13 protein-coding genes are annotated in these 11,389 nt (G+C 65.6%); 1 reads left to right on the top strand and 12 read right to left on the bottom strand.

The genetic code is table 11. From position 1 onward, the window contains the following. The 7 genes from L4923_RS29820 to cbiE form a co-directional block, all read right to left on the bottom strand. A partial coding sequence (locus L4923_RS29820; protein ID WP_239370732.1) for a nicotinate-nucleotide--dimethylbenzimidazole phosphoribosyltransferase occupies window positions 1–731 on the bottom strand: 731 nt, incomplete at its 3' end. A 24-nt stretch (window positions 732–755) separates the two neighbouring features. Continuing rightward, window positions 756–1,523: an adenosylcobinamide-GDP ribazoletransferase gene (locus L4923_RS29815; RefSeq protein ID WP_239370731.1), complete on the bottom strand. Its 768-nt coding sequence runs from the start codon at window positions 1,521–1,523 to the stop codon at window positions 756–758. Continuing rightward, window positions 1,520–2,836, bottom strand: coding sequence for a cobyrinic acid a,c-diamide synthase CobB (locus L4923_RS29810; RefSeq protein ID WP_239370730.1), 1,317 nt, complete (start codon window positions 2,834–2,836; stop codon window positions 1,520–1,522). Before L4923_RS29810 ends, L4923_RS29815 begins: the two co-directional genes overlap by 4 nt. After that, entirely contained in the window at window positions 2,833–3,618 is a 786-nt protein-coding gene (gene cobA / locus L4923_RS29805; protein WP_239370729.1) for a uroporphyrinogen-III C-methyltransferase, read from the bottom strand. The genes L4923_RS29810 and cobA overlap by 4 nt, the downstream gene beginning before the upstream one ends. Next, window positions 3,615–4,373 carry a precorrin-4 C(11)-methyltransferase gene (gene cobM / locus L4923_RS29800; protein WP_239370728.1) on the bottom strand — a complete coding sequence of 253 codons (759 nt, stop codon included), beginning with the start codon at window positions 4,371–4,373 and terminating at the stop codon, window positions 3,615–3,617. The genes cobA and cobM overlap by 4 nt, the downstream gene beginning before the upstream one ends. After that, on the bottom strand, window positions 4,370–4,753 hold the full coding sequence (locus L4923_RS29795; protein WP_239370727.1) for a cobalamin biosynthesis protein: 384 nt from the start codon (window positions 4,751–4,753) through the stop codon (window positions 4,370–4,372). Before L4923_RS29795 ends, cobM begins: the two co-directional genes overlap by 4 nt. Continuing rightward, the gene (cbiE, locus tag L4923_RS29790) at window positions 4,750–5,985 is read right to left on the bottom strand and encodes a precorrin-6y C5,15-methyltransferase (decarboxylating) subunit CbiE (protein ID WP_239370726.1); all 1,236 of its coding nucleotides are present in this window, start codon (window positions 5,983–5,985) and stop codon (window positions 4,750–4,752) included. Before cbiE ends, L4923_RS29795 begins: the two co-directional genes overlap by 4 nt. Before the next feature lies 1 nt (window position 5,986). Here cbiE and L4923_RS29785 point away from each other — a divergent pair, with 1 nt between their 5' ends. Further along, window positions 5,987–6,754 (top strand): cobalt-precorrin-6A reductase, encoded by a 768-nt coding sequence (locus L4923_RS29785; RefSeq protein WP_239370725.1) that lies wholly within the window; start codon window positions 5,987–5,989, stop codon window positions 6,752–6,754. Here L4923_RS29785 and L4923_RS29780 read toward each other — a convergent pair. From L4923_RS29780 to L4923_RS29760, 5 genes are all read right to left on the bottom strand, one after another. After that, a complete protein-coding gene (locus tag L4923_RS29780) occupies window positions 6,718–7,482 on the bottom strand; it encodes a precorrin-3B C(17)-methyltransferase (protein ID WP_239370724.1) in 765 nt (254 codons plus the stop codon). The two genes, L4923_RS29785 and L4923_RS29780, sit on opposite strands and share 37 nt — an antisense overlap. Continuing rightward, on the bottom strand, window positions 7,479–8,228 hold the full coding sequence (locus L4923_RS29775) for a precorrin-2 C(20)-methyltransferase (RefSeq protein WP_239370723.1): 750 nt from the start codon (window positions 8,226–8,228) through the stop codon (window positions 7,479–7,481). The genes L4923_RS29780 and L4923_RS29775 overlap by 4 nt, the downstream gene beginning before the upstream one ends. After that, window positions 8,225–8,857, bottom strand: coding sequence for a precorrin-8X methylmutase (locus L4923_RS29770; RefSeq protein WP_239370722.1), 633 nt, complete (start codon window positions 8,855–8,857; stop codon window positions 8,225–8,227). Before L4923_RS29770 ends, L4923_RS29775 begins: the two co-directional genes overlap by 4 nt. Window positions 8,858–8,859: 2 nt before the next feature. Beyond that, window positions 8,860–10,197 (bottom strand): precorrin-3B synthase, encoded by a 1,338-nt coding sequence (gene cobG / locus L4923_RS29765; protein WP_239370721.1) that lies wholly within the window; start codon window positions 10,195–10,197, stop codon window positions 8,860–8,862. Beyond that, the coding region (locus L4923_RS29760; RefSeq protein ID WP_239370720.1) for a cobaltochelatase subunit CobN at window positions 10,194–11,389 on the bottom strand (1,196 nt) is incomplete at its 5' end. The genes L4923_RS29760 and cobG, both read right to left, overlap by 4 nt.

The raw sequence follows: 11,389 nt of genomic DNA, 5'->3' as shown, positions 1-11,389 counted from the left end.
TTGCGGTGACGCGCGGCAAGCGTCGCGCCGAAGATGGCAGCGAGTTCACGTCCGCCGAGCGCCGCCGCCGTCCTGAGCGGATCGGCAAGCGCTGCGGCGTGGCGGCTCAAGCCGGCCTCGATCGCTACAATCTTGCGCTTCAGCCCGGCATCGTCGACGCCGGTACCGCGACCAGTCCATTTCTCGGCGCCGCCCCCGAACAATGCAGCGGAGATGGCTGCCGCGGGCGTCGTGTTGCCAATGCCCATTTCGCCAAGGCAGACGAGATCGAGGTCCGCATCCACGGCATCATAGCCGGCGGAGACAGCGGCGAGGAAAGCTGCCTCATCCATGGCGACATCCTGCGTGAAGTCGCCGGTCGAATGGTCGAGATCGAGCGGAATGACATCGAGCTCCGCACCGGTTGCGCGGGCAAGCTGGTTGATGGCCGCGCCGCCATGCGCGAAGTTGGCCACCATCTGCACCGTGACTTCTGAAGGGTAGGCGGAAACGCCCTGGGCGGTGACGCCGTGGTTGCCCGCGAAGACGAAGACCTTAACCCGATCGAGCCTGGGCATGTCGCGGCCCTGCCAGCGGGCCAGCCAGGCGGCGATGGTTTCCAGCCTGCCCAAGCTGCCCTGAGGCTTCGTCAATGTGTCCTGGCGACGTGCGACCGCCGCTGCCGCGGCCTCGTTGCCAGCCGGCAGGTTGCGGCAGGCGTCGCGCAGTTCATCGAAGGATTTGAAGGACATGACGGATTTGTCTCCGAGACAGAATCAGGTGAGCGCAACGGATGCGACGATGAGGACGGCGATTTCGCCAAGCTGTTGCAGAGCGCCGGCGGCATCGCCGGTATGGCCGCCGATCTGGTTGAGGCAGAGCTTTCGGAAACCATGAAATATCAAGGCGAGCAGGATAGCGGCGGCAACTGCACCCCCTGGGCCCAGCACAAGCAACGTTACTGCGCCCAGCACGATGCCGGTCTGCGCGGTGCCCTGCGAGACCGTACCGACGCGGGCGGACAGGCTTTCGGCATTGGCGGGCGGCAGCCAGTGAAGAAAGGCGCCCAGCAAGCCGCGCGAGGCAGCCTGGGCAGCGATCAGGGCCAGAAGGGCGGACCAGCCACTGGAGAATTCAGCCAGCGCACTCCAGCGGATGAGGATGCTCAGGCCGAGCGCGCAAGCGCCATAGGCGCCGATGCGGCTGTCATGCATGATCTCCAGCTTGCGTTCCGGCGTGCGGCCGCCGCCGAACCCGTCGGCGACGTCGGAAAAGCCGTCTTCGTGCAAGGAACCGGTGGAGACAATCATCGCAGCCAGTGCCAGTGCGGCAGCGGGGCCCGGGCCGACGCCGAGGCTCGTTGCCAGCGTGAACACGGCCGCGCCGATGACCGCCACGACCACGCCGGCGATCGGTGCCGCCCAGATCGCGTCGGCCAGCTTGCGGTCGCCGAAATCAAAAACCGACAAGGGCAGGCGGGTGAAGAAGACCAGAGACAGTGCAATGTCGGTGGCGATCTTGGCTGGAGCGGATGCGGTGCTCATGGGTTCATCGCAATGGCATGGAAAAACGTGCCGCTGACATGGCCACGCCGTGCACCCGATGCGCCAAGCGGGTTGCCAAGGCCGTCGGCGAGCTCGGCGAGCGGGTCGTCGGAACCGGCATCGATCACCTGCGCATAGTGGAATTCATGGCCGCGCACGATTGCGCCGGCTGCGCCGAGGGCACAATCGTTCTTCAGCCTCGCTTCGCGGTAGCCGAGATTCATCTTGCGCTTGGCGAACGAGGTCGAATGGCCGAGCAGGCCGAGCATAGGATGGGTGACGCCGTTGGCGTCTTCGAGTGCCGCGCCCAGCGCCATGAAGCCCCCGCACTCGCCATGCACCGGTTTCGTCTCGGCAAAGCGCCGCATGCCGGCGCTGAATTTGCCAGCGGCCGCCAGCTTGCCGGCGTGGAGTTCAGGATAACCACCCGGTAGCCAGCAGACGTCGCAGCTGGCGTCCGGCGCCTCGTTGGCCAGCGGCGAGAAAGGCACGATCTCGGCGCCGGCTTCGCGCCAATGCGCGACGACATGCGGATAGACGAAAGTGAAGGCGGCGTCTTCCGCGAGTGCAATGCGCTGGCCGGGCGGCGGCAGTGCCGCGCCGAACCCGCCTGCGGCCGGTTGCAGTGGCGCGGCCAGCGCCATGATCGCATCGAGATTGAGGGAGGTTTCGGCCATGTCGGCCAGCCGATCGAGATGGATCATCAACCCAGCATGCTCGCTGGCCTGCACGAGACCGAGATGGCGTTCAGGCAAGGCCAAGGCCGAATCGCGCTGGATGGCACCCACAACGGGCAAGCCGAGTGCCTCGATCGCGTCGGCGCAGAGCTTGCGGTGACGTTCGCTGCCAAGGCGATTGAGCACGACGCCTGCAATGCGCACATCGGGGTCGTAGCAGGCAAAACCCTTGGCAACCGCTGCGGCCGTCGTCGACTGGCCGGAGACGTCGAGCACAAGCAGCACCGGCAACCGGTAGAGCCGGGCAAGGTCTGCCGCCGAACCGGTGCGTCCGTCCGGCGAGGGAATGCCGTCGAACAGGCCCATGGCGCTTTCAAGCACGACCAGTTCGGCATCATCGGCGGCGCGGGCCGCCAGGCCGTTGAGCAGGGAAGGCGGCATTGCCCAGCTGTCCAGATTGACGCCGGGAAGACCGGTGGCGGCAGCATGGAAGCCGGGATCGATGTAGTCGGGACCTGATTTGGCGCCGCGCACGCGCACGCCGCGTCGGGCCAGTGCGCGCAGAATGCCGATGGTGACGCTGGTCTTGCCGGAGCCGGATCGCGGTGCGCCGACGATGAGGGCGCTGGCGTTCATGGCTTGGCAGCCAATCTTTCGCGCATGGCAACGATGCCGCCGACGACGATGAGCGCCGGCGAGACGATCGTTTCGCGCGCGGCGGCCTCCACCAGCGTGCTAAGCGTGGCGACGACCGTGCGTTCCTGCGGCAGTGTGGCGTTTTCAATCAATGCGGCCGGCGTATCCGGTGCCAGCCCGCCGGCCAGCAGATCGGCCACGGTCGCCTCCATGTGGGTCAGGCCCATATAGATGACGATGGGCTGGCCGGTGCGGGCAAGCGCCTGCCAGTCCGGACGATCGTCGGAGACCGCGGCAAAGCCGGTCGCCAGGATGATGGCGCCGTTGATGCCGCGCATGGTCGCTGGAATTCCGGCCGAGGTCAGTCCGCCGAAGGCTGAGGTTACGCCGGGCAGGACACGATAAGGAATGCCGCTTTCAGCCAGGGCCAGCGTTTCTTCGCCACCCCGCCCGAAGACGTAGGGGTGGCCGCCTTTCAGGCGCACCACCTTGCGGCCCTCCTTGGCGAGCTTCACCAGAAGCGTGTTGATGTCGCCTTGCGGGATGGACAGCCTGCCGCCACGCTTGCCGACATAGAATTTCTCGGCCTGCTCGGCGACGTCGATGATCTCCTGCGAGACCAGCGCGTCGTGCACCAGTGCGTCGGCTTGGTTGAGCGCGGAGAGCACTTCCAGCGTGAGCAGGCTGGGGTCGCCCGGGCCGGAGCCAGCCAGCCAGACGTGGCCGGGCTCAAGCTGCGGCTTGTGGGCGGTGAGCCTTTCGAATGTCGAGGAAAGCGTCATTGCCGGTTCCTGAAACGGCGCTGGTAATAGGGGTCGTAGAGCGAGCTTTCGGTGAAATCCTCGGCAGCCAGCGAGCGCCCGACGAAGATCAGTGCAGTGCGTTCAATCGGATCGGCGGCCAGGGCTGCTGCTACGGTCTCCAAGGTCGCACGGATGACGCGCTCATCCGGCCAACTGGCACGGAAAACGATGGCGACGGGACAATCGCCGCCATAATACGGGGTCAGTTCCGTGACGACCTGTTCGATGGCGTGGATGGCGAGATGGATTGCCAGCGTCGCGCCCGTACGGCCAAAAGCTGACAGGGTTTCGCCCGGCGGCATTTTTGAAGCACGGCCCGAAACACGGGTCAGCACCAGGCTTTGCGCCACTTCCGGGATGGTCAGCTCACGCTTCAGCGCCGCTGCCGCTGCGGCGAAGGAAGGCACGCCCGGGGTGAGTGTATAAGCAATGCCGTTGCGTTCGAGGCGGCGTATCTGCTCGGCAACCGCGCTCCATACCGAGAGATCGCCGGAGTGGAGCCTCGCAACATCCTGTCCGGCCTTCTCGGCGGCAACATATTCGGCTTCGATTTCGTCCAGCGACATCGGCGCGGTGTCGACCAGCTTCGTACCCGGCGCGCAGTGGTCGAGCAGTTCCGGTGCCACGATCGAACCGGCATAGAGGCAGACGGGACAGGAGGCGAGCAGCCTGGCGCCGCGCAAGGTGATGAGATCGGCGGCGCCCGGACCGGCGCCGATGAAATGCACGGTCATGCCGAGGCTCCGCTGACAGCTATGGCGCAGGTGACAGCGCCGGTGACGAGACGCGGTCCAAGCAGACGCGCATCCTTGCCCGCTGCCGCCAGCGCCGCGTTTTCCGAAACGGATGGCGAGCCGGCAACAGCGAGGGAAGTATCGGAATGGGTGAGGGTGCTTCGGGTCTCACCCACATCGACGCTCTCGACGACGATCACCTCGAGACCAAGCTGTCGAGCGGCATCAAAGATGGCCGCTTCATTTCGCTTGAAACCGGTCGTGGCGAGCGCGGAAAGCGCTGAGCGATCGAGTTCGTGGCTGCGAAGTGTTGCCTCCACGGCCGCCAGCACATCGGCCGCGTCGACATTCTTGCGACAGCCTATGCCTGCGACGATCATGGCTTGACCCAACTCCATTGCGTAACCGGCAGGGCCGGCCGCCAGGCCTGCATGGTGCCGACCGGGGCCGCGCGCGAAATGGCAATGCGGGTCAGCGTGCCGCCCAACTCTGCCTGGCGGGCGACCAGCAGCGTTTCCATTTCCAGGGTTACGGCGTTGGCGACGCAGCGACCGCCGGACGGCAACGCCTTCAGCGCCGCGTCGAACACGCCTGCATCGGTACCGCCACCACCGATGAAAATCACGTCCGGTGCCGGCAGGCCTGCCAGCGCGCTCGGAGCTTCGCCTTCGACCACCGCCAGGCCTGGCACGCCGAAGGCCGACGCATTACGCCGGATGCGTTCGGCACGCTCGGGGTCGGCCTCGATGGCAACGGCGCGCAACGAGGAATGCGACAACATCCATTCGATGGCGATGGAGCCTGAGCCGGCGCCGATGTCCCACAACATTTCGCCGCGGCGCGGTGCCAGTGCGGACAGCGTGATGGCGCGTACTTCGCGCTTGGTGATCTGTCCATCGCTCTCGAACAGGTCATCGGAAAGACCAGAAGCCAAGGGCAGGATGCGCGCTTGCGCTTCCGATTCAATCTCGAGCGCCAGCACATTGAGTGGATTGACGTTTTTGAGATTGAAATCATCCGCGCGTGCACTGCGGACGACTTCATCCGGGCCGCCCAATGCCTCGAGCGCGGTCAGTCGGGACGCGCCGAAGCCAAGCCCCGAAAGCAGCGTTGCCACCTTGGCCGGTGCCGCGCCGTCGGAGGTCAATGCGAGGACCCTGGCGCCCGGATGCAGCAGCGGCCGGATCAGGTCGAGCGGGCGGCCATGCAGTGAAATCGTCTCGATGTCCTGGAGCGCCCAGCCAAGCCGCGAAGCGGCCAGCGAGAAGGAGGAGGGAGCCGGCACCACGACCATGTCGGCGGCTGCGACCTTGCGCGCCAGCGTAACCCCAACGCCGTGGAAAAAGGGATCGCCGGAAGCGAGCACACAGACGCGGCGGCCGGCGCGGTCGAGGACGGCTTCCATTTCCGGATCGAAAGGTGTCGGCCACTGATGCGTCTCGCCGGTGACGAGGGAGCCGGCGAGATCGAAATGTCGCTTGCCGCCGAAAACGAACTCGGCCTCTGCGATCAGCCGCTTGGCCTCGTCGCCCAGACCCGCTACACCGTCCTCGCCGATGCCGACAATGGCAAGCCAGGCTGGCAGGGCATGTGTTTCTTTCTCAGCAGGCATGATGTCCCACCGTATTCTCATTCTGGGCGGAACGACCGAGGCCAGGCAACTGGCCGGCCAATTGGCGGCAAGGCCCGATGTCGAAGTGACCCTTTCGCTGGCGGGCCGCACCGAAAAACCCATTGCCCAGCAGGTGCCGACGCGTGTCGGCGGTTTCGGCGGTGCCGAGGGCCTCGCCGGCTATCTGAGAGATACCAGGATCGATCTGCTGATCGACGCGACACATCCTTATGCCGCGCGCATTTCCGACAATGCGGCCAAAGCCGCGCAACGTGCCGGCGTGCCGATCCTGGCGTTGCGTCGACCGGGCTGGGAGCGAGAAGACGGCGACCGCTGGACGGAGGTGGACGATGCTTCGGCTGCTGCCGTCGCATTGGGGCTGTCCGCCCGACGCGTCTTTCTGGCACTTGGACGTCAAGAGGTCGGCGCTTTCGAAGCCGCACCCCAACACCACTACCTGCTGCGCAGCGTCGATCCGGTCGAGCCGCCGCTTGGCGTTCCGCATGTCGACTATCTTCTGGCGCGCGGACCTTTCCGTGAGGCGGACGAGCATCGATTGCTGGTCGAACATCAGACCGACGTCATCGTTTCCAAGAACAGCGGTGGCGATGCGACCTATGGCAAGATCGCGGCGGCGCGGGCGCTTGGCATCGAGGTGGTGATGATCCGCAGGCCCGCCCTGCCGGGGGTGCCTTCGGCGCCCAGCATTCCGGAACTGATCGCCATTGTCGATCATTCTCTGCGTCCCGTGGCTGAGCGCGGTGTGTAGACCAGCGCCGGCTTGCCGTTGCGCTTGATGACACGGGTCTCGGCCGATCCGATGATCACGCAGGTGGCCATATCAGCCATGTCGGCTCGGGCGAAAGCCAGCGATGCGACTTCGATACGCTCGTCCGGGCGGCCGGCTGCCCGGCCGAAAATCACTGGCGTCGTGCCCGGCAAAATGGCGCTGAGTGCTTCGAAGGCGCGGCCAAGCTGCCAGGGACGAGCCTTGCTGATCGGATTGTAGAGTGCGATCACGAATCCCGCACCTGCCGCAGCAAGCAATCTGAGTTCAATCAGGTCCCAGGGTTTCAGATTGTCGGACAGCGAAATGGCGCAGAAATCATGGCCGAGCGGTGCGCCGGCACGTGCCGCCACGGCGAGCATTGCGGTGACGCCGGGCACGATCTGCAGGTCGATGTCGCGCCATTCGGCCGGGCCTTCCTCGATCGCCTCGCATACCGCGGCGGCCATGGCGAAAACGCCTGGGTCGCCACCGGAGACGACGGCCACCGCATGGCCGTCGGCCGCCTTGACGATCGCTTCCTTGGCGCGCGCCAGTTCCTCACGATTGTCGGAAGCGATCCGGATCTGGTGCGGTTTCAGTTCGAGACGGTCGACATAGGGCTTATAGCCGTAGAAGAACTCGGCCTCCGCAACCGCATGGTTCGCTTCCGGCGTCACTTGGTTCGCATTGCCGGGGCCGAGGCCTATGACGAAGAGACGGCCGCTCATAGGCTTGCCCCCGGACGCCCGGACCAGCCTGCCACCAGAACCACCGCGAAGTAGGGTGCCTTGTCGTCCTGCTTGTCCTGCAGGCGCATCGAAACCGAACCCGGCATGGTGCCGCGCTCGACATAGACGGCGCGTGCGAGCTTGCCGCTGGCATCCAGCGCGCGACGGATCTTCGGCAGGTTGCGGCCGACCTTCATGATGACGGCGGCATCGGTATCGGCCAGGCGTCGGGTCAATTCGAATTCATTCATCGTGCCCGGCAGGACGGTCAAGACGTCGTCACCCTGCACGATCGGCAGGCCATTGGCCGACCAGCAGCCGGACATCGCCGTCACGCCGGGAATGACCTCGGTTGGGTAACGATGGGCGAGCCGCACATGCAGATGCATATAGGAGCCATAGAAAAGTGGGTCGCCCTCGGAGAGGATGGCGACGGTGCGGCCCTGGTCGAGATGTTCGGCGACTTTGCTTGCGGAGTCTTCGTAGAAGCCTGTGATAGCCGCCTTGTAGTCGTCACTGTCCTTGTCGATTTCCGTGGTAACCGGGTAGACCAGCGGCAGTTCGATCCAGTCCGGCCGATAATGTGCACCGACGATGGTACGCGCATTGCCGTTGGCCCCGCGCTTGGAGAAATGCGCCACGACGTCCGCCTCGGCCAGCGCACGCACAGCCTTGAGCGTCATCAGTTCCGGATCGCCAGGCCCTGTGCCGACACCGACCAGGCGGCCTTTCGCCGGCGCGCTCACAGGCCCGGCCTCGCCAGCGAGTTCAGCGCCGCAGCCGTCATGGCGCTGCCGCCCAGCCGGCCGCGCACGATCGCGAACGGCACACCGTAGGAATTCTCGGCCAGCGCGTCCTTGGATTCGGCAGCACCGACAAAGCCCACCGGCATGCCGATGATCGCGGCCGGTTTCGGTGCGCCGTCGCGCAGTTTCTCCAGGAGATAAAACAGCGCCGTCGGCGCATTGCCGATCGCAACCACTGCGCCTTCGAGCCGTTCGGTCCAGAGATCGATTGCCGCCGCCGAACGGGTGTTGCCGATCGCCTTGGCGATATCGGCCGTGCGCGGATCACGCAGCGTGCAGATCACATCGTTTCCGGCCGGCAGGCGGGCGCGGGTGACGCCATGCGACACCATTTCGGCATCGCACAGGATCGGGGCGCCCGATTTGAGCGCATTGCGCGCGGCAGTGGCGAAATCAGGTGAAAACACAAAATGCCTTGCTGCCTCGACCTGGCCGCAGGCATGGATCATGCGGATGGCGATGTCGGCTTCGGCCTCTGTGAAGCGCGAGAGATCGGCTTCGGCGCGGATGATGGCAAAGGAACGTTCATAAATGGCGTTGCCGTCATGGATGTAATCGTAGGCTGCCATACTCAATCCGTACCCAATCTCGCGAAGGCGTCGGTGATCGCCGCATCACCCAGCCGGGCAAGGCAGGCGGCGACGGTTTCGTTGCTGTGCCTGGCGCTGCCAGCCAGCGCGGCAACGCGGCCAAGGCCGCGCGCGGCTTCATATCGCGGGCTGTATCGGGGCGGAAGAGCCTTCGCCGTCCCGTCCACGACAAGTCCGGCTCCGTTTTCGCCGCCGACCAATGTCAGTGCTGCAGTTGCGGGATGTGCGCAGCCCTTGGCGCAGCCGGAAATATGCAAGGTGAAAGAGCCGTCGAGCAAGCCGGCATGATTGGAGGCAACCGTTTCGGCGATCTGGCGCGTCGCGATCCGGCCGGAGGCGCAAGCGGGCTCGCCCGGACAGGCCGCGATATGCAAGCGCGGATCGGCGGTCTCGGTCACGAAGCCGAGTATCTGGGCCGCATGTTGCAGGTCGGTACAGGCTTCTCGGGTCAGGCCCGGGAACAGCAGGGTTCGTCCTGGCGCAGGACGAATTTCCCTGGCGCCGCGCTCGGCTGCTTCCGAACAGAGTTTTGCGATCCGTTCGGCAGGCATCGATCCGAAGGGCAGGGCGATGCCTGCCGCGTGAGCGTCATTGGCGAGGGAGAGGATTCCGATGGGAATGGAATCGGTTGGGTGATGTCGTTCAGGTGGCGGTGCAGCGGGACCGGACGCCTCGGACAGGAAAAGGGCGGTCAAGTCACGAGCTCGACCCTCGCTCCCCCTTGCGGCGATAGCCTGAAGGATCGTCAAGGTCGCATCGCATGCGTCCGCTTCATCCAGCGAAGCCAGCGGCCTTGCGGTTATCGCTGTTCCTCCCGTGGCAAGATGCCACTTTACATTGCCTTCATCCTCAATGGCGACGAGCCGGATGTCGGCCAGTATAGTGTCCAGGCGGACAGCGCCGCCGCCGTCGATGACGACGGACACTTTCGGTCCCAGTTTGCCGGTCAGATCGGTTCTTTCGATCGCCTTGCGGATTGCCTCGGCCAGCGGGCGCGGGTCGGCAATCTCCTGCGCGTCCAGCCCGGCCAAGGGGCCGGTTTCGACCGGAACACCGGTTCGCACCGCAATCCCCAAGGCGTTCACTTCTGCCGCCAACTGTCCGGCGCTCGCCATGGTCAGGCCTCGGATCTGGATCGAACCGCGCGCGGTGACTTCCATGATGCCGTTGCCATGGCGTGCGGCCGAATCCGAGAGTCCGATCAGCGCCTTGGGAGAAAGTCCTCCCGCGACGGGGTTGAGCCGTACCAGCAAGCCGTCGCCAGTCTGCATCGGCGCGGACAGGGCGGGGCAGGCACCACGGCGCTCGAAGGCGTTCATTCTGCCGCCTCCGCTCCCCTAGCGGCACGACTATCGGCTTCAGCAATCAGCACCGCAAGATCGTCATCGACCGAGTTCCGCAACGGATGCCACAGACCGCGCCGCCTGGCGGATTGGAAGCGCTCGGCGATGAATTTCGCGGCCTGCGGGTTTTCCGCCAGCAGAAAGGCTCGCACGGCCTCGTCGCCGAGATAGGCATCGTGCACGGCACCGATCAGATTGCCGGCAATGGCGTGGGTGGTTTCTGCGAAGCCGATCAGGCGATCGACCGTTTCAGCGAATTCCGAGGCACCACGCGGTCCGTGCCTCATCTGCCCCTCGATGAAACGGCGGTTGATGGCGCGAGCCCGCACGACGCGCGTGACGGCCTCCGATACCGAGCGTGGTTTGGGCTTCGCTGGGTCTGTCGTGTCGAGCACGATAACGTCTGCGCTTTTGCCGAGCGCGGCAAGAGCGGCGGAGAAACCGCCGATGAAAGCAACGTCCGCCGAGCCTTCGAGGATGTCACGGCCCGGATCGTCGCCGGTGTGCACGAGCAGATCGGCTTCCGCGATGCGATCGGCAAAGGCGCCAGGCGCGGCGGAGCCTTCGCCTTCAGCCCCGCCATAGGCGTGGGAGGCGGCTTCAAGATAGGCTCGGCCAAGTTCTTCGCGCCGTTCCCATTCGCCGCTGGCGAGCATCGCCTCCAGGCCGGCGCCGTAAGTGCCGGGCGAGGAACCAAAGATGCGTGGTTCGACCCGGCCTGCCTTTCGCGTCGCCGCTGCAAGAGGATTTTCGCTGTCATCTTCGTCTCGCTGCGCGACCGCACGCGCCGCCGCGTCGATCAGCGCGATCTGGGTGGGGAACATGTCGCGGAACAGGCCTGATATGCGCCAGGTGACATCGACGCGCGGCCGTCCGAGCGCGGCGGGTGGCAGCACTTCGATACCGGTCACGCGACCAGTGGCGGCATCCCATTGCGGCCGGCATCCCATCAGTGCCAGGCCCTGTGCGATCTCCTCGCCTCCGGTGCGCAACGATGCCGAGCCCCAGAGGTCGATGACCAGGGCTCGCGGCCAGTCGCCATGGCTTTGCATGTAGCTGACCACGATCTCATCGGCCGCTGCCTTGCCGAGGTCGAAGGCGGTCGGCGTCGGCATGGTGCGCGGATCGGCGGTGAACAGGTTGCGGCCGGTTGGCAGGACGTCGGTGC

Origin of the sequence: Terribium retamae (assembly GCF_022347545.1) — a bacterium.
Lineage (GTDB): Bacteria > Pseudomonadota > Alphaproteobacteria > Rhizobiales > Rhizobiaceae > Mesorhizobium > Mesorhizobium retamae.
Note: the sequence above shows the minus strand (reverse complement) of the source record. Positions and strands in the feature narration are given on the sequence as shown.